The following is a 21,299-nucleotide window of genomic DNA, read 5'->3' as shown; positions in this document are numbered from 1 at the left end:
AATGAAACAGGTTGATCTGGACAAGCTGGACCGGCGCATTCTGTCTGTATTGCAGCAGGACGGGCGCATCAGTAACCAGTTATTGGCGGAACAGGTGGGGTTATCGCCGGCGGCCTGCTGGCGGCGGGTACGGACGCTTGAGGAAAGCGGTGTGATTCAGGGCTACCAGGCCAGAGTGGACCCGGAGCGTGTTGGGCAAGGGCTGTGTGTGCTGGTCAACCTGTCGCTGCAGCGCCACAACCTCGACAGTACGGCTGAGATCGAGCAGCAGGTCAGCAGCTATCCGGAGGTACTGCAGTGCTTTGCCGTTACCGGAACTGCCGATTTTGTGTTGCGGGTTATTCTGCCGGACATGGCCAGCTATGACCGCTTCCTGAACCAAAAGATCTTCACCTTGCAGGGCATTGCTCAAGTGAATTCAAACTTTGCTTTGCGGGAAATCAAGAATACCGAGACCATCCCGGTGGATGGTCTGGTATGAGGGCACAACGAAGGGCGCCTAAGCGTATAACGAGTAACCCGGTGTTACTCGGGCTTCTTGGCAACCAGTGTGAGGATGTCGTAGCTCGCCACCAGTTCGTCGTTCTGGTTAGTAACCTGAACATCCCAGACCACCACACCCTGCGGGTGGCCATCCGGTGAGGTGCGGCCCTGATCAATCTTGCGCTTGCAGGTCAGTCGGGCACGGATAGTGTCGCCCGGGGCCACCGGCTCGATAAAGCGCAGGGTATCGAGGCCATAGTTCGCCAGCACCGGACCTTCGCCTGGATAAACGAACAGACCAGCCGCAGCGGAAAGCACGAAATAGCCGTGGGCAATACGCTTGCCGAACTGGGAGTCCCGCGCCGCAATTTCGTCAAAGTGCATGTAGAAATGATCGCCAGACAGGCAGCCGAAGTTCACGATGTCCGCCTCGGTGACGGTACGGCGGTGGGTTAGCAGAGATTCATTAATCTGCAAATCTTCAAAGTGGCGTCGGAACGGGTGCACCTCAGTTTCGATCAGATCAGCACCGCGTACATACTCTCGGGTGACCGCAGCGAGCATGATCGGGGAACCCTGGATCGCGGTTCTCTGCAGGTAATGGTGTACTGCACGGATACCACCAAGCTCTTCACCGCCACCGGCGCGCCCGGGGCCGCCATGTTTGAGCATGGGCAGGGGAGAGCCATGGCCGGTGGATTCCTTCGCCGCTTCGGCATCCAGAAGGTGCAGACGTCCGTGGAAGGCCGCCAACAGGGGGACAATCCTGCCAGCAATGGCTGGATCGCGGGTGGTCAGGGTAGTGACCAGTGAACCACGACCTTTGGCGCACAGAGCGACGGCGTCTTCGAGGGTGTCGTAAGGAATGACCGTTGCCACCGGGCCAAAGGCTTCAATGTCGTGAGCGCCACAGCCGTTTTCAGGATCCCGGCACAGCAACAGGTGCGGTTCGATGAACGCGCCTTTCTCAGTGCCTTCGCCGGTCGGCTTGAAGCTACCGTCGCCACCAAGGACCAGTTCGCTGGTCTTCAGCAGTTCCTGGATGTTGGTTTTGACGTCTTCAAGCTGGTCGAGGGAAGCCAGGGCCCCCATGCGAACACCTTCGACGGAAGGATCGCCGACCGTGACTTTTGATAGCCGCTCCTTGAGCTTTTCGCAGATAGCGTCCACCTGGCCTTTTGGTGCCAGGACCCGGCGAATAGCGGTACATTTCTGGCCAGCCTTCGCGATCATTTCACGGCTCACTTCATTCACGAAAATATCGAATTCTTCGTGTTCGGGGGTTACGTCCGGCGCCAGAATGGCGCTGTTCAGGGAATCGGCCTCGGCATTGAACGGAATCGAGCGGTTGATAATGTTCGGATGATTTTTGAGTTTGCGAGCGGTGGCAGCGGAGCCGGTGAAGGTCACCACGTCCTGCTCTTCAAGGTGGTCGAACAGGTCGCCGGTGCTGCCGATGATGAGCTGCAGGCTGCCTTCGGGCAGCGCACCGGATTCCTGCATCAGGCGCACGGCCAGTTCGGTGACATAACAGGTCGAGGTTGCTGGCTTAACAATGGAGGCCATGCCCGCCAAGAAGGAGGGTGCAAATTTCTCCAGCATGCCCCAGACCGGAAAATTGTAGGCGTCGATGTGCACGGCGACACCGCCCCGGGGCACCAGGATATGGGTGCCCGCAAAGTGGTTGTTCTTACCTAACGGCGTTACCGGGCCTTCGTGCACGACATTGCCGGATGGCAGCTCGCGCCGGCCCATGCTGGAATAGGCGAATAAAGTACCGAAACCGCCGTCAATATCAATTCCGTTGTCGCCTTTGCTGGACCCGGTGTGCATCGAAAGTGCGTACAGTTCTTTCTTGTGCTCCTGCAGGTAGAGAGCCATCGCCTTCAGGGCCAGGGCGCGCTCCTGGAAATCCATGGCCATCAGGTTCCTACCGCCTACTTTGCGGCCGTACTCAACGGCTTTCCTGAAATCCAGCGTGTCATCATGGGTATGCGCCACGATGTCGCCATTGACGGCACTGGGCAGGGCCTTGGCGGGTTTTTCACCGACCCACTGGCCGGCGACATAACTTTTGAGAACTGACATGGGACGCTCCATTCGTTTCTGAAACGCCAAGGCAAATCACCTCTACGCGAGACTTGCCTTGGTTGTTGACTGGCTGGGGCCTACATCTCGTCGTAATCGAGAACAACCTTGTCGCTCACCGGATAGCACTGGCAGGAAAGCACGTAGCCGGCTTCTACCTCATAATCTTCGAGGGCAAAGTTCTGGTCCATTTCCACTTCGCCTTCCACTACCTTGGCGCGGCAGGTAGAGCAGACGCCCGCTTTGCAGGAATAGGGCAGATCGGCGCCTTCCTCGTTGCCGGCTTCAAGGATGCTCTTGGTGTCGCGAACCAGTGGGAAGGTCAGTGAGCGGCCGTCGGCGATGACCGTGACTTCACTCACCGATTGTGGGTCCACTCTGGACGGAGCACGGTCCTTACGGGCCCGGGGCGCGCCACCGGCGGGCGTGAACAGCTCGAAATGGATTTTGCTTTTGTCCAGGCCGTGACGAAGCAGAGAGTCCCGCACGGTTTCGGTCATCAGTTGGGGGCCGCAGATGAAAGCGGCCGTGAGATCTTTGGCGTTGATCCAGTGGTCGAACAGGGCATCGCACTTATCATGATCAATTCGCCCGTTGTACAGGTCGATGTCCTGCTCTTCACGGGTAAAGATATACACCAGGTTCAAGCGGGCCATGTATTCATTCTTGAGGTCCTGGAGTTCATCCCGGAACATGGTGCTGCTCGTGGCCTTGTTGCCGTAGAACAGGGTGACTTCGCTCCTGGACTCGGCTTCCAGGGTCGTTTTGACGATCGACAGGATCGGGGTAATACCACTGCCAGCGGCGACCGCCAGGTAATGGCCCCGATGTTCGGGGTCGAGATCAATGGAAAAGTGGCCCTGGGGCGGCATGACTTCGAGTGTTTCGCCGGGTTTTAGCTGCTCATTGGCGAACGTGGAGAACAGACCGCCCGAAACCTTCTTGACGGCAATGCGCAGCTCCCTGTCATTCACGCTGGTGCAGATCGAGTAGGAGCGGCGGACTTCCTCGCCATCCAGTTGGGTTCTGACAATCAGGTGCTGACCCTGCTTGTAGATAAATTTGTCCGCCAGGTCTTCCGGTAAGTCAAAGGCAAGTGATACGGCGTTTCTTGTTTCAGGTCTGACCTCTCTAAGGGTCAGCGGATAGAATTTATTCATAATCGTATCGGCTCTAGATGCATTTGAAATAGTCGAAGGGCTCGAGGCATTCCTTGCAACGGTACAGGGCTTTGCAGGCGGTGGAACCGAATTCGCTGACCCGTTCGGTGTGCTCGCTGCTGCAAAGCGGACAGACTATAATTTCCGGTTCGCCGAGCAGGCTCATCTTGCTGGAACTGCCCTGTGGCGGGGCAATTCCGAACATCCGAAGCTTGTCTTTTCCTTCGGCTGTAATCCAGTCGGTGGTCCAGGCAGGGGTCAGCACCCGGTTGATCTTCGGATCCCGGAAGCCCGCGGCGCGCAAGGCTTCGGTAATCAGTTCCTCAATCAACTCAGTCGCTGGGCAGCCCGAATAGGTCGGGGTGACATCAACGGATAACGTCTTGCCATTCCAGTTGACGGAACGGACGATGCCGAGTTCCACAACACTCACTGCGGGCACTTCAGGATCTTTGACATTCTTGAGAAGTGCCCAGATGTCGTCCTCCGTCAGCAGATCGAGACGGACGTTTGCCGGTACCCGATCGCTGGCAATCAGGGTGTCGACAGTTGACCGGCTCTCTGAATCACCAGGTTGTGGCATCGGGATAGGTCCTCTGCAGAAACTGCATTTCCGCCAGAATGAAACCGAGGTGTTCGGTGTGCTCGCCGTGCTTGCCGCCCAAATACATCCAGGCGTCTTCGGCACCAGGGATCAGGGTTGCCTGGGTGAGTACCTCGTTGACCATTCCGCACCAGTCTTTGGCAAGCTGGTTTGGATCCGGGCCAATGCTGGCCTCGGCCATAACATGATCGGTGTCGTCTGGGGTAATCAGTTCGCCGGTAAAGCGCCATAGGATATCCACAGCCTCCTGCATGCGACGGTGACTCTCTTCCGTGCCATCGCCCAGACGCTTGACCCATTCGGACGAACGACGCAGGTGATAGGTTGCTTCTTTCGCCGCTTTGGCGGCGATGCTGGCTATGCGCTCATCGCTGGACGAGGTCAGGCTCCTGAGCGTGAAGTAATGCCACACGTCAAAGAAGAACTGTCGGCCCATGGTGACCGCATAATCCTCATTGGGCTGCTCGGTGAGCAGCAGATTGCGATAATCGTGGGCATCGCGACGAAACGCGAGCTTGTCGGCATCCCGGCCATCATCAATCACCTCGGCAGCGTATTCATACCAGTTACGGGCCTGGCCGACGAGGTCGAGGGCAACATTCATCAGTGCCATTTCTTCCTCAAGAGCCGGGGCCTTACCGCATAATTCGCAAAGGCGCTGGCCCAGAATCATGTCGGAATCTGCCAGGCGCAGCAGGTACTCTTTGAATGCTTCTGCTTCTGCTTCTGCTTGTGTCATGGAGAGCTCCTTACATGTGTCCGACTTCATCGGGCAGCTTGTAGAACGAAGCATGCCGGTAAATCTTGTCTTCCGACGGATCGAAAAGAACCTCTTTTTCATCAGAGGCAGAAGCCGTGATGGTATCGGAGGGTACAACCCAGATGCTCACACCCTCGCTACGGCGGGTGTACAGATCGCGGGCGTTTTCCATGGCCATTTCGGCATCTGCGGCATGCACGCTACCCACGTGTTTGTGGTTCAGACCGTGCTTGGAACGCACAAAAACTTCGTAAAGGCGCCATTCAGACATGCGGTATTCCTCCGGTATCAAGCAGCATTTGCGCGCTGTTTCTGTTTTTCGGCATAGGCGACGGCCGCTTGGCGAACCCAGGCGCCTTCATCAATGGCTTTCTTGCGCGTATTGATGCGTTCGCGATTGCAAGGGCCGTTGCCCTTGAGCACGTCGTAGAATTCCTGCCAGTTGATTTCGCCAAAATCGTAATGACCGGTTTCTTCGTTCCATTTCAGGTCCGGATCCGGCGCGGTACACCCCAGGAACTCGAGCTGCGGAATCGTCTGGTCAATGAACATTTGACGCAGTTCGTCGTTGCTCTTGCGTTTGATCTTCCAGGCCAGGGACTGTTGAGAGTTCGGGGACTCGTCATCGTGCGGACCGAACATCATCAGGGCAGGCCACCAGAGCCGGTTTATGGCGTCCTGAACCATGGCTTTTTGCTCTTCAGTACCTTCACGCATCATGTCCAGCAAAATCTGGTAACCCTGGCGCTGGTGGAAGCTTTCTTCCTTACAGATGCGGACCATTGCGCGGGAGTAAGGGCCATAGGAGGTGCGTTGAAGCACTACCTGGTTGACGATTGCCGCGCCGTCCACAAGCCAACCTACCGCGCCCATATCCGCCCAGTTCAGGGTCGGGTAGTTAAAGATGCTGGAATACTTGGCTTTGCCCTGGTGCAGTTTTTCAATCTCTTCATCGCGGTCAGCACCCAGGGTTTCCATGGAGCTGTAGAGATACAGGCCGTGGCCTGCTTCGTCCTGAATCTTCGCCATCAGTTGAAGTTTGCGCTTGAGATTGGGAGCCCGGGTCACCCAGTTGCCTTCCGGCAACATGCCGACCACTTCGGAGTGGGCATGCTGGGATATCTGGCGAATCAGGGTTTTCCGATAGCCTTCAGGCATCCAGTTCTTGGGTTCGATCTTGATTTCGGCATCGACCTTCTCCTGAAATTCACGTTCTTCAGGCGACATCTCTTCTTTGGTCTTCAGGCGCTTGGCGCCTGTTTCAACGAGCTGGGCGTACATAAACAAATACCTCCGGATCGGGCCTGTTGTGCTGTTGTCCGTGAACAGCGACGCCCTCAGGAATGACTGAAGGCCAATGACCCCATATTATATGATACTGAATAAATATCAATATATGTCTTTGTGTGTCACGTTAATATTTTCAGTCTGTTGGGTTTCTTTTATCATGTTGATTTAAAATATAAAAAATATGATACGCAATAAAATTCTATTGAGATTGATGACGGAGAAGAAAACTTAAACCGCTGAGCCAGATAGGGGGTGCCGTGGCTGGGGGCTGCGGTAGCGGGGAGTCAGCAGCCACTGCAGCCACTGGAGGGACTGGCTCCCTGCCCGACTGGTCCCGAAGCCCTATTTATTGCGGCGATCAAACACGCGCTTGGCTTTACCTTCAGAGCGGGCCAGGGTATTGGGTTCCACCACTTCAACACGGATGCTGATGCCGACGTAAGACTTGATGTGGTGGACCAGTTCCTCGGCTGCCTTGGCGCGCACTTCATCGCTGGAAACGCTGGGCTTGAGCTCCGCGCGAACATCCATGCAGTCCAGGTTGCCTTCCCTGTAGACCTCGATTTCGTAGTGTGGTGCCAGCGCCTCGCATTTCAGCACCTGCTCTTCGATCTGGCTCGGGAACACGTTCACGCCCCGAATAATCAGCATGTCGTCAGTGCGGCCGGTAATCTTGTCAATCCGGCGCATGGGCCGGGCGGTTCCCGGCAGCAGTCGGGTGAGATCCCGCGTGCGATAGCGCAGAATCGGTAGGGCAACCTTGGTCAGCGAGGTGAACACCAGTTCGCCGTACTCGCCATCGGGCAGCACTTCGCCGGTTTCCGGATTAATGATTTCCGGATAGAAATGGTCCTCCCAGATGGTAGGACCATCTTTGGTTTCGATGCATTCCATGCCAACGCCCGGACCCATAACCTCGGACAAACCATAGATGTCCAGGGCCTGGATGCCGACCCGTTCTTCGATTTCGGTACGCATGGCGTTAGTCCAGGGTTCCGCTCCGAAAATACCCAGACGCAGAGGCAGCTTGTGCGGATCGATCCCCTGGCGATCCATCTCATCAGCAATGTTCAGCATGTAGGAGGGCGTGACCATAATGATGTCGGGCTCGAAATCCTTGATCAGCTGAACCTGTTTTTCAGTCTGGCCGCCAGACATGGGAATGACCGTACAGCCGAGACGCTCGGCGCCGTAATGAGCGCCTAGACCACCTGTGAAAAGGCCATAACCATAGGCCACGTGTACTTTATCCCCGGCATGGCCGCCGCCAGCGCGAATGGAGCGGGCGACAACGTCTGCCCAGGTGTTGATGTCATCCTGGGTATAACCGACGACGGTTGGTTTGCCGGTGGTTCCGCTGGAGGCGTGCACCCGGACCACGTCTGACATGGGCGTGGCAAACATACCGAATGGGTAGTTGTTCCGCAGGTCCGCCTTAGTGGTGAACGGTACCTTCGCGAGATCTTCGAGGGAATGAATATCCATCGGCTTGAGACCGATATCATCGAACGCTTTTCGGTAGAACGGCACATTGGTATAGGCGTGAATCAGGCTCCAGCGCAGGCGCTGCAGCTGTTCGTGACGGAGCTCGTCAATACTGGCGGTCTCCATCCGGTCGAGTTTGCCAATTTTCTGAAGTGGTAAGCTCATGATTCTGTCCTGCTTTGTTCTTATAGGGTAATAGAAGCTGGTAATGCCTGGGCTCGAGCTTATAAGCTTTTTGCCAAATCGCGTACGGTGCCACGAACCTCGTAGGAGCGGCCCCGAAACAGGGCCACCTTGCGCCCGTCCTGGTTGATTAATGTGATGTCGTAAACGCCGGTGCGGCCGCCGCGGGCCTGCTCCTCGGCAGTAGCGGTCAGCCGGTCGCCTTCTTTGGCGCCATACATGTAATCAATGCTGCAACCGGAGGCTACGGTGGCCCGGTCATAGCTGTTGCAGGCGAAGGCGAAGGCGGAATCGGCCAGCGTGAACAGATAGCCGCCATGGCAGGAGCCGTGGCCCTGAATCATGTCTTCGGTGATGGTCATGGTGAGCACGGCCTTTCCTGGGCCGACGGACTCTATACTCATGCCCAGGTTCTGACTGGCGCGATCACGGGCGAACATGGCTTTTGCGCATTCTTCAGCAAGTGTTTGCGGGTCTGTTTCGCTCATGAATAATGCCTCTTCAGTGCAAGAACGTTTTCTGACCTGGCGTTAGAGTTTCGGGTGGCAAGGGTGGGAAAGGTGAAAAGTACCGGCATGAATCATTTCCCCTTGAACGCTGGCGTCCGCTTTTCCATGAAGGCGGCGACGCCTTCGCGGTAGTCTTCGGTCTGCCCGGCCATGCGCTGGAAATCCCTTTCCAGATTAATTTGCTCTTCAAAAGAATGGCTGGCACTGGCGTGGAGAGCCTGTTTGATCATCGCAAGACCTTTGGTGGGCTGGGTGGCAAAATGGCGGGCCAGTTTCATGGTCTCGTCCATCAGCTGATCGTTATCCACGCAGCGCCAGATCATACCCCAGCTCTCGGCCTGTTCGGCGCTGATTTTTTCGCCGAGCAGAGCCATACCTTTGGCTCGTGCCATACCGGCCACGCGGGGTAAAGTCCAGGTGCCCCCGGAATCGGGCACCAGCCCAAGTTTGCAGAATGCCTGAACGAAATTGGCAGAGCGCGCCGCCAGTGTGATGTCGCAGGCAAGCGCAATATTGGCACCGGCCCCGGCAGCGACACCGTTGACGGCACAGACGACGGGCATAGGCAACTCCCGCAGGCTGAGCATCAGCGGGTTGTAGTAATTCTCCAGGGAGGCGCCCAGGTCAGGCGCTTCCTGGTCCGGGGATACGCTGCGGTCAGAGAGGTCCTGTCCGGCGCAAAAGCCCCGGCCGGACCCGGTAAGAACCAAAACCCGAACGGACTCGTCGTTGCGCACGGTGCTGATGGCGCCCCGCATGCGTTCGTGCATGTCGACATTGAAACTGTTGAGGCTGTCCGGGCGGTTCAGGGTAAGGAGAGCCACACCCTGATCGATTTCAAGAAGAATGCTCGGCTGAGTCATGGCGGTATCGTCCTGTCGTTTGTTTTTGGGATAGCTGGAAAAGCCTGTTGGACCGGTACGGCGCTATCGATTGCAAAAAATGAGTATATCTAAGAATTGATACTGGTCAATCATTAGGGTTCGTTGATTTTGTATCGCTTTAGTTCGGCGAATCGAAAGATGTTATATATGCCATTGATAATATTATTTAAAGTTTCTTATTATGTGATTTATTATTGGTTTTATAGCAGTTTTAGCGGCTTTTATGACATGATAAATCGTTCGTAATGCGATAATGTGATACGGAAAATAATTTAAATTAACTTTTCGGGTTCTGTTTTTTGCCTTTGCTCAGGAGAGCGTTATGCCCAGTTACAGTATAGAAGGCGTTGTTCCCGTCGTTCACCCGTCCGCTTATATTCATCCCACTGCCGTGCTGATCGGCGATGTCTGGATTGGTCCTGATTGTTATGTGGGACCGGCTGCCTCGCTGCGCGGAGATTTCGGCCGGGTCGTACTTAAGGAAGGCTCCAATATTCAGGATAACTGCGTGATGCATGCCTTCCCCGGTATGGATACGGTGATTGAGAAAGATGGCCATGTAGGTCACGGCGCTATTCTCCATGGTTGCATCGTCGGAGAGGGCTCCATGGTTGGCATGAACGCAGTCGTTATGGACGAGGCTGTTATCGCTCCCCGTTCCATTGTCGGCGCCGGGGCCCTGGTGAAAGCCGGTTTTCAGTGCGAGCCTGCGTCTTTGGTTGTGGGTACGCCCGCAAAGGTATTACGGACGCTGAGCGATCGCGAGATAGCGTGGAAAGCGAAGGGAACGGAAGAGTATCAGAGACTGACCCGGCGCTCCCTTGCGAGCCTGGAGGAATGCCAACCCCTGACGGAAGCGGAGTCTGATCGGCCCCGGGTTAATGCGGGTAATTACGAGCCAAAGCACCACAGTTAAAAGCTGTGTGAGCGAGGCAATGTGCGGCCTGTAGCTCGGGAGTGTTTCAAACAGCGGCTTCAGACTTTAATGCGTCGTTGATAATGCGGGCAAAATCTTCTGGTGAATCTTCCTGAAGGAAGTGGCCGCCTCTCAACGTGATGTGGGGTTGGCCGTGGGCGCCGGGGATACGTCTTTGCATATAACGATCGCCCCCGCGTGTAATGGGGTCGCCGCTGCTGAAACAGGTAATGAAGGGCTTCTTCCATTTTGCCAGAGCCTGCCAGGCGGCCCGGTTGGCCAGGCTGGCAGGGTCTTCAAGCGACACCGGTACCAGCTTCGGAAAGGCGCGTGCGCCAGCTTTGAAATCAGCTGAGGGAAACGGAGCGTCGTAGGCGGCCATTTCGGCTGCGGTCAGGGTTCTGCCGGTTCCCAACTGCACGATCCGGCTGACGGGAAACCAGGGGCTGTAGGTCGCGAAGGCTTTCCACAGGGTGAATGCAGCGGGCACCGGGGTTTCGCCGGTAGGCAGCATGCCATTACCGACGATAATGCACTGAAACCTTTCCGGATGCTCGGCTGCCAGTCGCAGGCCCAGCAGCGACCCCCAGTTCTGACAGACCAGCGTAATGTTGGTGAGGTTGAGTTGTGTCAGCCACTCGGTCAGCCATGTCATGTGGCGTTCGTAGCTGTAATCACTCACATCTGAAGGTTTATCGGATTTTCCAAAGCCGATCAGATCCGGTGCCAGCACACGGTGGCCAGCCCCTGCCACTCGGGGAATCATATGGCGATAAAGATATGACCACGACGGCTCGCCGTGAAGCATGAGCACGGGATCACTTTGGCGGGGACCTTCGTCCACAAAATGCATCCGGAGTTCGGGTTGAACTTCCAGATAATTGGGATCAAAAGGATAGTCTGCCAAGCCCGCAAAACGGGAGTCATCGGTTCTCAGAATACGCATGCCATCGACTGTCCTGACTGATCGGTGCGCAGCCACTTATAGGGCCAGATCAGCACAGCATAAAGCAGATGGTAAAAAGGTGTGTTTGGTTTCGGTAACAGTGCGTAGGCCTATTGCTTCAGGAGTCCTCAGGATGCCATCTTCCTGATCGGTTCAGAGCTGTCGATCTCGGCCATGGCCTCATCACAGCAATTAACGGCACCGCAATCATCGGCAGAGCAGAGGCCGAGGGTCTGACAGGCAATATCAAACCGATTGCGACCTTCATTGCGGAAGATCTTGGCTCTGGATAAGGTCGAATTGCAGTGCCCGCAAAGCAACGTGGGGACGGCGCTACCTTTAGCTAATAATGCGATAAAATATTCGTGTTGACTCATAAAGCCTCCTGAAAAATCACTGTATCTTCAAAGTGTGACAGTTGGGGGTCACGGCCACAGTGAAAATGCGGTAACAGGTGTTTTGGCTTCTGTGTTTGGCGCGATCAGTCGTCCAGGCCTGGTAGGGGGCGGCGATTGGAGCGTTTGTCTTCCCAGTCAAGATCCTGGGGGTTATACCAACCCATGGCTCGATACACCCTGGTGTGGGTGGTCGCTGAAAGCGTTTGCCAGAGCGCGGCGAAATCCTCCAGCCCCTGATCCCGATGACGTTGCTGACGGCTTTGCAGGCGCGCAATTATCCTGGGTAGGTGAAGCGCTTCCCCAAGTTGGCCAGGAACGATGACTTCCTGCCCCAGAACCTTTTTGCGATGGGTTCGGCTGGCCAGTATTGTCTTCAGAGACAGCGCTGCTTCCAGCGCTGTCTCGGTTGTAAACGTTTGGATGTTCAATGGGGCCGACCTGTGCTTCTGTTTCCGCACGTCTGTGCTTTTTCCGGGTGCAATTTCCCACTATACAATGAGCGTGGTCACAGTGGCCACGGGTGTCATGGTAGGGTATAACATGCGCTCTCTGTCACGGGTTCAATGGACGGACACTGTATATGTACGAAGATCTTGAAAGGCGGTCTTTTCTCGCCATGCTGGTGCTGGTGTCACTGGCATTCATCTTCCTGATGATGCCTTTTTTCGGGCCCATTTTCTGGGCAGTCGCCATTGCGCTGATCTTCCACCCGGTACAGCATTGGCTAAAACGAAAAATAGGTGATCGGCCGAACAGCATTGCGTTGCTCACGCTACTTTTATGCATGATTATCGTGATAATTCCTGTAATCGTGCTTGTGTCTTCGCTCATCGCGGAAGGTATTGGGCTTTACCAGCAAATTCAGGATGGACAGATCCGTCCAGGCGATTACATAGACCAGGTTAACAGCTCGTTCCCGGCGATTGAGGCTTTTCTTGCCCAATTCAATATAGATTTTGCGGCGCTGCGTGACCGGGCAGCCAGTGCTTTTGTCGGTGGCAGTCAGTTCATGGCGAAACAGGCGCTGGGAGTGGGTCAGAATACCTTTCAGTTTTTTCTCGGCCTGGGGCTCATGATTTATCTGGCATTTTTTCTGCTTCGGGATGGCACCAAACTGGTGGAGTTGTTGATCCGTGCGCTCCCGCTAGGGGATGAGCGAGAGCGGCTTCTATTTGCAAAGTTCGCAGAGGTTACCCGGGCAACTGTGAAGGGTAACCTCCTGATTGCGATCATTCAGGGTGCTTTAGGCGGTTTTATCTTCTGGGTTCTTGATATCAAAGGCGCATTGCTGTGGGGCGTGGTGATGGCTATCGTCTCTTTGCTGCCAGCGATCGGCGCTGCAATTGTATGGGTGCCTGCTGCGATTTACCTCGCCGCAGTTGGCGATGTAGTCTCCGCCCTGGTGCTGACAGCCTTTGGCGTGGTTGTGATAGGTCTCGCAGACAATGTTTTACGGCCCATATTCGTGGGGCGAGACACCAAGCTGCCGGATTATATCGTGCTGCTCTCAACCCTGGGGGGCATCGTTATGTTCGGCATCAACGGCTTTGTGATGGGGCCGCTGGTGGCCGCGCTGTTTATGGCGTTCTGGGGTATTTTTATCCGGGAGTTCAGTCAAACCGATGTTACCCCTGTTACACCTGGAACCATTGAGCAACCCAAAGACAACAATGAGACCTGATCCCCTTACAGGGCCCTGTAGTATGCTAATGTGTAGCGTGACTATGCAGGCCTGATGGCCGCTTCACAATGATAAAAATAACGCTGTGCAGGAGTGAATTATGACTTCCGGAATTTGGCAGAATCGTAAACTGGCGACGGTGGTAACCGGTGTTCTTTTGAGCGCAGGGGCTTTCCATGCCTCAGCCAATGAAACGGTTGCCCTCAAGAACGCGCTCTACGGCGCAGGATACGAGATCCAGAGCGTCAGCGCTTCCATGGATGCGGCGACAAGGTCAGCACTTGAAGCGTTCCAAAGCGACCATCCAGATCTCAAAGCTACTGGGGAGTTGAACGAAAATACCAAAAAGGCATTGGGTTTGGTGTCTGTTGAAGTGGCAGTTTCTAAGGCGCCAATTACCCAAACGGCCAGCGCCGTTACGGTTCAGCCCCCTGAGGAAGAAACTGCTCAGGCGCAGGTAGAAGATGAGGTTGAGGAAGATGATGACGGAGGTTGGTCATTCTTCGATTAATCGCCAGCAAAGCGTAGGCCTCGAGTGCGGCTGATACTTTACTTGGGCGCGCTTCGAGAGGCTGCCATCCTAGGCGGTCCCGCTCTTCACGGCGCCTTCTTCAACGTCATCCCCGGGAATCCCAGCGACTGTGGCTTCCTGGCTTTCAAAGACTTTAGCCGGAACCTCGAAGACGTAGACCTCTTCATCCACTCCCGCGATTTTCACCACGCAGCCGTTCAGTGCAATATCGCCCAGCCCGCCCTCGGCGGAGTAGATGCTCAGTGAAAGGACACTGGCGTCATCGTGTTCGTAATAGCGCTTTGCATTCTCCACAATCTGACGGCCAGCTCTGAGAAACAGTCGCTCCCGATCCGCTTGGGTGGCCAGCATTGAGCCATTGCCGGGCAGAGAGAGCCCGATTGCTTCGGTCAGGAAGGCAGGGAGTAAAGCATACCATCGTGGCCCATGGCGATTACCTCTTATGTTATCGGGTCAATAAAGCCCAAAAGGATATCAGATAAACCCATTCGCGAATGGTTGTTTTGACGCCCCACAGTTACACTTGGTTGCCTTATGCGAAGACCCTGCGCCGCGGATTAAACGGGGAGCGAGGCTGCAATGACTGAACGGAAAAGGAGTTTGCCTATGGCTGGCCGTGAGAGCTTACCTCTGCGCCGCCTTAAACTGTTTCAACCGCTGAACCGTCTGACCGACGATCAACTGATACTGCTTGCCAGCAGGGCGGAACGCAGAACACATTCGCCCGGCCAGAAAGTGGTCGAGCGTGGTGTTCGTGACGGCATGGATTATTTCCTCGTCGCAGGCACAGTAGAGCTCAAAGCGGGGGACGGGCGCACCTCGAAAATCGAGGCTGGCGGTGAGAAAGCGCTCACTGCCGTCGCCCGCCTGCAACCCCGTATGTATGACGTGGTGGCAGTCGCATCCTGTGATTTCCTTGTCGTCGAACAGGATATTCTGAACCAGATGCTGCGGGACGCCCCTTTGATCCAGGCTGACTTGGACTCCATGGTGGATGAAACCAGCGGTGGAACCGACGAGCATCGGCTGCTAATGGAGTTCTACGCGGAGCTGAGATCAAATCAGGTGTCGCTGCCGAGCGTGCCCGATGTAGCCTGGAAAGTCCGTCGTACTGCCGACCGCGAAAATTCAACAGCGGAAGAAGTTGCCAGCGCAATTACCGCTGATCCATCAATCGCCGCAAAGTTGGTGCGCGCCTGCAACAGCCCGCTTTATCGCGGGTTCAACGATGTCCGGAATGTCAGGGAAGCCGTAATCAGGCTTGGCACCCGTACGACCCGTCAGTTGGTCACGGTGTTTGCTATGCGGGAGGTGTTCAGCACCAAACAGCCCTTCCTGCAGAAATCCATCGACGCTCTGTGGAAACACTCCCGGGAAGTGGCGGCGCTGAGCTGGGTGTTGGCGGACAGAGCAACCCGGATCGACCCAGACGAAGCCTTACTTGCAGGTTTGTTGCACGACATTGGCGCTGTCCCGGTGCTGGTGCATGCAGAGCATTATGCCCGGCTTTTCGCGGACGCAAATTTGCTTGATCATGCGCTTGGTGAATTGAAGAGCGATGTGGGAGCCGCGATACTGGAAGCCTGGTCGTTTCCGGCGACCTTTGTTGAGGTGGCTCGGCACGCAGAGGATTGGCAATATGAGTGTCGGCAGGATCTGCCGCAACTGGTGGATGTCGTTCAGGTCGCGCAACTTCATGCGATGATTGCTGCCCAGCAGAATGCCGATCTTCCGCAGTTTGAAGATGTGCCGGCTTATCGCCGGTTGGGCGGGCTTGAACTGAATGCATCGCGCAGCCTCCAGATGCTTACGGAGGCGCGTGCCCGGGTTGATGAAGTGCACCGCCTGCTCGCTATTCACTAACCCCGGAGTCCTATTCAAGGTGGCTGAACCTTTTATGCATGTACCTTTGTTTCCACTGAATTCGATTGTTTTGCCGCGGGGGAGAATCCCCCTCCAGCTTTTTGAGCCGCGCTACATAGATATGCTCACCCGTTGCCTGAAGGAAGATCGGGGATTTGTGGTGGTGTTGCTCCGTGAAGGGCTGGAAACGGGCACTATGGCAGCCTTTTACGATATCGGTACCTATGTACGGATTATCGATTTTCAGCAGCTGGATAATGGCTTACTGGGCATTACGGTTGAAGGTGAGTCCAAGGTTTCTGTTGTTAAGGCCTGGCAGGCCCCCGATGGCTTGAACGTAGGGGACGTTGAGTGCCTGCTGGACGAAGCCGAATTGGAAGTGCCCGACGAGTACTCCGAATTGCCAGTCGTTCTGAGAGCCTTACTCAAGCATCCTGTGGTTGATGATCTGGATATGGAAGTGATCTTCGACGACGCTCGGGATGTGGGCTGGCGCCTGACTGAGTTGCTGCCTCTGGACAAGCAGGAGAAACAACGGCTGGTGGAACTACAAGATCCGATCGAGCGTCTTGAGCGCTTGCATGCCTTGCTCGAAGCATTGGAATAATCAGGGTGATGAAGGGTTCAAAGGCGCATATCCCACGACAGCCTCGGGCCACTTGAGCACCAGATACACCGCCAGACCGACCAGCCAGAGCAGAATGGCGATGATGGTTGAGGAGTCGAGTTTGAGGGGTGTATGGTCATAACGGCTGTAACTGGCGCGCAAGAATCCACACAGGGAAAGCCCCAGCAGGGTGCCGCCGACCACATCGGTGAACCAGTGGACACCAAGGAAAAGTCGGCTCCCGGCCACTAACAGCATGGGGAGGCTAAAAGCAAGATAGACCTGCCAGCGTTTTCGGTTGCTGAATTCTCGTGCGACAAAACTGGCAGCCAGCCCGGAAAACATCGCAATACTGGTGGCATGGCCGCTTGGAAAAGCCCAGGAGTCGGGCAGCGTTGCCACCAGTTCAGGCCGTCCGACAGCAAAGCTCGCCTTCAGGCCCGTTACGGTCACGCTGGTGATCAGCAAGCCGGCTGCGACGTGGATCGCCGCCGCATAATAGCCTCGGAAGGCAAAGACTGCGATCGCCAACAGCGCTCCCAGGCTCAGGGGCCAGATATCTCCCAACAGCGTAAAAAATAACGCGGGCGAATCGAGAAGCGGCTGACGTAGAGAGCTGAAAAAGCTTGCTACCTGTTGGTCGAAACCCCCAAGCAGATCGGTGGCAAGATTGAGCGTGGCCCAGATTGCAAACAGGGCGCCAGCGCCAAGCCCAAGGCTGAGAGATCCCAGGGGGAATTCGCCACCCTGAGCCGGGCGGGCACTGGAAAATGATCGCCAGAACTGATGGGTGGCATTGTAACGCATCGTCCACCGCCGTAACCGGTTATAGAGGCGGCTTTCGTTGTCCAGCCCCCAGCGAAGCCGGAAAAATACCAGATAAATAGCCGCAAGAATCGCCACGCTGAGCCCGATGACAGGATAAAGCTGAGGCGGTAACTTGATATCAGAAGCCAGTGCGCTCCCGACCAGATATCCGGGCAAAACATAGACGGGTGCCCAGCCAATCGCAGAAAGAATATTGAACGTGAAGAAGCGTCGGGAAGGCATCCGGAAAGCGCCAGCGATCAGCGGAAGGACCGGCCTGATCGGCCCTAAGAACCGGCCGATAACCACACTTTTGCCACCGTGCAGCATGAAAAAGTGTTCTCCCCGCTGCAGCATCCTGGGGTAGCGACTGAACGGCCAGACCGAGTGCAGGCGACCTTTTAACTGGCGGCCCAAACAGTAACTCAGGCCATCCCCGAGTATTGCTCCAGCCCCCGCCCACATCAGCGCCTCGCCCAATGGCACGCCCGCCTTACCAGCCAGGGCAGCAACGGCAAACAGGATGGCGACCCCGGGTATGACCAGGCCCGCGATAGCCAGGGATTCCAAAAACGCAATCAGAAACAGGCCAGTGGCAAGCCACGCCGGGTTGGCGGAGAACCAGCCAGTGAATGTTTCCAATACGCCGGGTGTCATGTTCAGTGACGATCTCCGTGGCTGTACCAGATGTTGTCATGACCGCGTTGTCGGGCCTGTTGAAGTGCTTTCGCGGTGCGGCCACGCAAGGCGTCGCTGCGGGTATCGCTGGCTATTCGGGTAGTGCAGCCCAGGCTCACGGTGAGCCGTCCGATTACCGGCCATCGGTGTTCCGCCAGGGTGCGCCGGATGCGTTCGGCAATCACCCGGACGCCTTCTTCCGGGGTAAAAGGAAGGATGAGGAAGAATTCGCCATTCCCCAGCGTGTAAAGTGTGTCGCCGGCCCGAATCACACCGAACAACTGCTGGGTCACTTCCCTTGAAAGATTCTGCATGGCGGTTTCACCGTGCAGATCCTTCGCCTCTCCCACGTAGTCCATGCCGATCAGGATGACCGAGACTGAGTGACCAGTGACGTTGGCCCGGCTGATTTCCTTCTGCAAGGTCTCGTTCAGGAAGCGGGCATTGTGGGCACCGGTGACGGGATCCGTGATGGCGAGATCCTCGGCTGACTGAGCCATATGGTTGTAGTGCCATATGTACAGAGAGGCTGCGCTGAGGACGATCAGCAGCGCCATGGTAGTTAACAGGGTTTCAGAGATCGGCAGGGTGGCAAACAGGTAGCTACAAAGCAGCAAGATGACCGCAATCGATAGAATGAGCCCCTGGCGCAACGGCAGAATCAGCATATTCAGCAATATCGTCGGCAGGCACCAGTAGCTGATGTCCGCTCGGTCGAGAGTGAAGAGCGCCGCGACAATGGCTGCATTCAGTAATGCAAGTATCACCAGATGCCCCGGAGCCTTGAGCTGCTGGCGCCGCGAAATCAGGGTATAGACTGCGCCTATGCCGGTTAGCAATGCCAGACCCGTGGCCAGGTAGAAAAGTTCGTAGAATCCGTACCGCAGATTTTGGGATGCCAGTGCGATGATGAACAGGGTGGCAAGGCCATAGCCCGCAAGGTGCGTATAGGTACGAAGCCGGGTTTCAGTCACGCTAGACTCCTCCCATTGATTTAATCGCAGTGCCGGACCAGGGACTGTATGACTGAACACGGTTGCCACCCTGTTGTTGCGCTCGTTTCAGGGCGTTGGCAGCAGAGTGCTGCAAGCTGTCAGCGTCGTCGCCGATGTTGAGCCCTGCGATACCGGCGCTGATGGTCAGATCCAGTTCATGGGAGATCAGGAGTGACCGGAGCCCTTTGCGGATTTGTTCGGCTTTGGCAGCGGATTCTGCCGTCGTATTGCCTGGCAGAATGATCAGGAACTGGAGGTCGGCGACGCGGTAGTAGCTGTCGAAGTCCCGTAATTGGGAGTGCAGGAAGCGCCCGATTCTGGGCAATATGGCGCGAATGTCAGCATCCAGGTCAGAATCATTAAGATGTGTGTCCAGGCCAATCATGATGATGGCCATGTCGGTGCCCTCCCGTTCGCTGCGTTGTATCTCCTTATGAAGGTCCGCGGACAGGTAGTCCCGGCTCGCGGCTTGGGTCAACTCATCTGTGCGGCGTAGCGGAGCGAGTTGCCGCGTTTTGTACTCGCGCAGGAATACCAGCAACCCGGCGATGGCTGTGGTCAGCATCAGTGAGCTTACAAGCTGGTGCCTGGCAGGGCCCGCTTCTGGCATCAGGGTCGCTACCATGACGGCTACCATAGCAAGCATCACCAGCAATACGGCCCAGGCCAGGGGGAACAACGCGAAGCTGATGAGAGGGACGGCGTAGAGCCAATGTGTCAGGCTGGCAGGGCCGAGCCAGAGACTCGCTAACAAAAAGACCGTCAGGGCCAGTGCGATAGTGCGGTTGATGCCTACCCATACTGTGCGCTCGTGACCAGGATCCATGGCAGGTGTGGTCCAGACCAGCGCGGCAGCCAGAAACGCTGCAGCAGCTGCAAGCCAACTTGAGATGGCGGCTCCGTAAACGGCGAGTCCGACTAATAACAGGCAGCTTAGGCGGGCAAAGCGACTGAGCAGAAATTTGTCGGCCATCTGGGCCATGCTGTCCGTCCTCGTGTTTTATCCGTTCTGCCACAGGGTATCCTAAAATCCACCATGCTGTGACTTGTCATGCAGCGGTATAATAAACACTTGAGGTGCGTACTTAAATCCGTGAAGGTAAAGTGTGCACTTTATTTTGACGTTGATTGCATTTTGACGTTGATTACTTCAGCAAGGGTAATGGGATGGACATTGCAGGTTATATGGTGGAAGTCGGCCAGCAGGCGCGTGCAGCCGCGGCGCAGGTAGCGCGCTCTGCGACCAGCACGCGCAATCGTGCGTTGTTGGCGATGGCAGAGGCGCTGGATGATGCCCGGCATGAATTGGCCCTGGCAAACTCCAGGGATCTCGAAAAAGGGCGTGAAAATGGCCTGGAAGCGGCGATGATGGACCGGCTCGAGCTCACCCCTACGCGAATTGACGGTATGATAGAGGGGCTGCATCAGGTTGCTTCGCTGGCAGATCCGATCGGCGAGATCACCAATATGACCTACCGGCCTTCCGGCATTCAGGTAGGCAAGATGCGGGTGCCACTGGGCGTTATCGGGATTATTTACGAATCACGGCCCAACGTGACCATGGAGGCCGCCAGCCTCTGCCTTAAATCGGGTAATGCGGCCATTCTCAGGGGTGGGTCCGAAGCGATCCATTCCAATCAGGCGATTGCCCAGTGTATTGCCCAGGGGTTAGCGGAGACTGGCTTGCCCGACGCCTCGGTGCAGGTCATCAAGACAACAGACAGGTCTGCCGTGGGTGAGCTGATAACCATGACAGACTATGTTGATGTCATAGTGCCACGGGGTGGTAAAAGTCTGATCGAGCGTATCAGCCGTGATGCCCGGGTCCCAGTCATTAAGCACCTCGACGGCATTTGTCACGTCTACATTGACAGTCACGCCGACCCTGAAAAGGCAATCAATATTGCAGTGAATGCCAAAACGCATCGATATGGCACCTGTAACACTATGGAAACGCTATTGATTGATGAAGAAATCGCTGAGGACCTCCTGCCCTTGTTAGGCCAGGCCTTCCAGGCTAAAGAGGTTGAGCTGCGAGGTTGTGAGAAAACAAAGGCGGTATTGCCCGGCGTGACTCTTGCCACGGAAGACGATTGGCACACGGAATATCTTGCGCCGATTCTGGCGGTGCGTGTGGTGAGCGGGCTTGATGGCGCCATAGCTCACATTAACCACTACAGCTCGCAGCATACCGACAGCATTGTCACCGAAAACTATACCCGTGCAAGAAGGTTTATCACGGAAGTGGACTCCGCATCGGTCATGGTCAATGCCTCGACTCGCTTTGCGGACGGGTTTGAATACGGCCTGGGCGCAGAGATCGGTATTTCCACAGACAAGATTCACGCCCGCGGCCCGGTAGGTCTGGAGGGGTTGACCTCCCAGAAATACGTCGTCTTTGGCGACGGTCATGTGCGGACGTAGTCGGCG

Annotated in this window: 22 protein-coding genes and 1 pseudogene; 7 read left to right on the top strand and 16 right to left on the bottom strand. The window is 56.0% G+C overall.

Features of this window, described 5'->3' with window-relative positions; genetic code table 11:
• The first annotated feature begins 1 nt into the window (after position 1).
• The gene (locus WEB64_RS12190; RefSeq protein ID WP_368058231.1) at positions 2-481 is read left to right on the top strand and encodes an Lrp/AsnC family transcriptional regulator; all 480 of its coding nucleotides are present in this window, start codon (positions 2-4) and stop codon (positions 479-481) included.
• 44 nt (positions 482-525) lie between these two features.
• Here WEB64_RS12190 and paaZ read toward each other — a convergent pair whose 3' ends face one another.
• From paaZ to paaG, 9 genes are all read right to left on the bottom strand, one after another.
• Complete coding sequence (gene paaZ / locus WEB64_RS12185; protein WP_368058233.1) at positions 526-2,571, bottom strand: phenylacetic acid degradation bifunctional protein PaaZ; 2,046 nt, start codon at positions 2,569-2,571, stop codon at positions 526-528.
• 80 nt (positions 2,572-2,651) lie between these two features.
• Positions 2,652-3,731 carry a 1,2-phenylacetyl-CoA epoxidase subunit PaaE gene (paaE, locus tag WEB64_RS12180; protein ID WP_368058235.1) on the bottom strand — a complete coding sequence of 360 codons (1,080 nt, stop codon included), beginning with the start codon at positions 3,729-3,731 and terminating at the stop codon, positions 2,652-2,654.
• A 13-nt stretch (positions 3,732-3,744) separates the two neighbouring features.
• Positions 3,745-4,314, bottom strand: a complete 570-nt coding sequence (paaD, locus tag WEB64_RS12175) for a 1,2-phenylacetyl-CoA epoxidase subunit PaaD (protein ID WP_368058237.1) — start codon at positions 4,312-4,314, stop codon at positions 3,745-3,747.
• Positions 4,298-5,074 carry a 1,2-phenylacetyl-CoA epoxidase subunit PaaC gene (gene paaC / locus WEB64_RS12170; protein ID WP_368058239.1) on the bottom strand — a complete coding sequence of 259 codons (777 nt, stop codon included), beginning with the start codon at positions 5,072-5,074 and terminating at the stop codon, positions 4,298-4,300. Before paaC ends, paaD begins: the two co-directional genes overlap by 17 nt.
• A 10-nt stretch (positions 5,075-5,084) precedes the next feature.
• The gene (gene paaB, locus WEB64_RS12165; RefSeq protein WP_166268559.1) at positions 5,085-5,366 is read right to left on the bottom strand and encodes a 1,2-phenylacetyl-CoA epoxidase subunit PaaB; all 282 of its coding nucleotides are present in this window, start codon (positions 5,364-5,366) and stop codon (positions 5,085-5,087) included.
• Between the two features lie 17 nt (positions 5,367-5,383).
• On the bottom strand, positions 5,384-6,376 hold the full coding sequence (gene paaA, locus WEB64_RS12160) for a 1,2-phenylacetyl-CoA epoxidase subunit PaaA (protein ID WP_368058241.1): 993 nt from the start codon (positions 6,374-6,376) through the stop codon (positions 5,384-5,386).
• Positions 6,377-6,727: 351 nt separating this feature from the next.
• On the bottom strand, positions 6,728-8,035 hold the full coding sequence (paaK, locus tag WEB64_RS12155; protein ID WP_368058243.1) for a phenylacetate--CoA ligase PaaK: 1,308 nt from the start codon (positions 8,033-8,035) through the stop codon (positions 6,728-6,730).
• Between the two features lie 59 nt (positions 8,036-8,094).
• Positions 8,095-8,541, bottom strand: coding sequence for a hydroxyphenylacetyl-CoA thioesterase PaaI (gene paaI, locus WEB64_RS12150; RefSeq protein ID WP_368058245.1), 447 nt, complete (start codon positions 8,539-8,541; stop codon positions 8,095-8,097).
• A gap of 92 nt (positions 8,542-8,633) precedes the next feature.
• Entirely contained in the window at positions 8,634-9,425 is a 792-nt protein-coding gene (gene paaG / locus WEB64_RS12145; RefSeq protein ID WP_368058247.1) for a 2-(1,2-epoxy-1,2-dihydrophenyl)acetyl-CoA isomerase PaaG, read from the bottom strand.
• Positions 9,426-9,768: 343 nt separating this feature from the next.
• Here paaG and WEB64_RS12140 point away from each other — a divergent pair, with 343 nt between their 5' ends.
• A complete protein-coding gene (locus tag WEB64_RS12140; protein ID WP_368058249.1) occupies positions 9,769-10,362 on the top strand; it encodes a phenylacetic acid degradation protein PaaY in 594 nt (197 codons plus the stop codon).
• Positions 10,363-10,408: 46 nt separating this feature from the next.
• Here WEB64_RS12140 and WEB64_RS12135 read toward each other — a convergent pair whose 3' ends face one another.
• From WEB64_RS12135 to WEB64_RS12125, 3 genes are all read right to left on the bottom strand, one after another.
• Positions 10,409-11,308: a haloalkane dehalogenase gene (locus tag WEB64_RS12135; protein WP_368058251.1), complete on the bottom strand. Its 900-nt coding sequence runs from the start codon at positions 11,306-11,308 to the stop codon at positions 10,409-10,411.
• A gap of 128 nt (positions 11,309-11,436) precedes the next feature.
• The gene (locus WEB64_RS12130) at positions 11,437-11,685 is read right to left on the bottom strand and encodes a hypothetical protein (RefSeq protein ID WP_368058253.1); all 249 of its coding nucleotides are present in this window, start codon (positions 11,683-11,685) and stop codon (positions 11,437-11,439) included.
• Positions 11,686-11,789: 104 nt separating this feature from the next.
• Positions 11,790-12,134, bottom strand: coding sequence for a hypothetical protein (locus WEB64_RS12125; protein WP_368058255.1), 345 nt, complete (start codon positions 12,132-12,134; stop codon positions 11,790-11,792).
• Between the two features lie 152 nt (positions 12,135-12,286).
• On the opposite strand from WEB64_RS12125, the gene WEB64_RS12120 reads away from it, so the two are divergent.
• Positions 12,287-13,387 (top strand): AI-2E family transporter, encoded by a 1,101-nt coding sequence (locus tag WEB64_RS12120; RefSeq protein WP_368058257.1) that lies wholly within the window; start codon positions 12,287-12,289, stop codon positions 13,385-13,387.
• A 100-nt stretch (positions 13,388-13,487) separates the two neighbouring features.
• Positions 13,488-13,898: a peptidoglycan-binding domain-containing protein gene (locus tag WEB64_RS12115; protein WP_368058259.1), complete on the top strand. Its 411-nt coding sequence runs from the start codon at positions 13,488-13,490 to the stop codon at positions 13,896-13,898.
• A gap of 87 nt (positions 13,899-13,985) precedes the next feature.
• Here WEB64_RS12115 and WEB64_RS12110 read toward each other — a convergent pair.
• Positions 13,986-14,312 (bottom strand): annotated as a pseudogene (locus WEB64_RS12110) (dihydroxy-acid dehydratase); the annotation flags it as partial.
• A 213-nt stretch (positions 14,313-14,525) separates the two neighbouring features.
• On the opposite strand from WEB64_RS12110, the gene WEB64_RS12105 reads away from it, so the two are divergent.
• Together WEB64_RS12105 and WEB64_RS12100 are read left to right on the top strand one after the other, a co-directional pair.
• Positions 14,526-15,782, top strand: coding sequence for an HDOD domain-containing protein (locus tag WEB64_RS12105; RefSeq protein ID WP_368058261.1), 1,257 nt, complete (start codon positions 14,526-14,528; stop codon positions 15,780-15,782).
• A 34-nt stretch (positions 15,783-15,816) separates the two neighbouring features.
• Positions 15,817-16,389: an LON peptidase substrate-binding domain-containing protein gene (locus tag WEB64_RS12100; protein WP_368058343.1), complete on the top strand. Its 573-nt coding sequence runs from the start codon at positions 15,817-15,819 to the stop codon at positions 16,387-16,389.
• Here the strand turns inward: WEB64_RS12100 and WEB64_RS12095 are convergent, their stop codons facing one another.
• The 3 genes from WEB64_RS12095 to WEB64_RS12085 are packed head-to-tail and all read right to left on the bottom strand — an operon-like array spanning position 16,390 to position 19,851.
• Complete coding sequence (locus WEB64_RS12095; protein WP_368058263.1) at positions 16,390-17,853, bottom strand: bifunctional DedA family/phosphatase PAP2 family protein; 1,464 nt, start codon at positions 17,851-17,853, stop codon at positions 16,390-16,392.
• Positions 17,854-17,855: 2 nt separating this feature from the next.
• The gene (locus WEB64_RS12090) at positions 17,856-18,848 is read right to left on the bottom strand and encodes a GGDEF domain-containing protein (RefSeq protein ID WP_368058265.1); all 993 of its coding nucleotides are present in this window, start codon (positions 18,846-18,848) and stop codon (positions 17,856-17,858) included.
• A 1-nt stretch (position 18,849) separates the two neighbouring features.
• Positions 18,850-19,851, bottom strand: coding sequence for a GGDEF domain-containing protein (locus WEB64_RS12085; protein ID WP_368058267.1), 1,002 nt, complete (start codon positions 19,849-19,851; stop codon positions 18,850-18,852).
• Between the two features lie 185 nt (positions 19,852-20,036).
• Here WEB64_RS12085 and WEB64_RS12080 point away from each other — a divergent pair, with 185 nt between their 5' ends.
• A complete protein-coding gene (locus WEB64_RS12080) occupies positions 20,037-21,293 on the top strand; it encodes a glutamate-5-semialdehyde dehydrogenase (protein ID WP_368058269.1) in 1,257 nt (418 codons plus the stop codon).
• Positions 21,294-21,299: the final 6 nt, after the last annotated feature.

It is taken from the genome of Marinobacter sp. (assembly GCF_040882185.1).
In the GTDB taxonomy this organism is placed as follows: domain Bacteria; phylum Pseudomonadota; class Gammaproteobacteria; order Pseudomonadales; family Oleiphilaceae; genus Marinobacter.
Note: the sequence above shows the minus strand (reverse complement) of the source record. Positions and strands in the feature narration are given on the sequence as shown.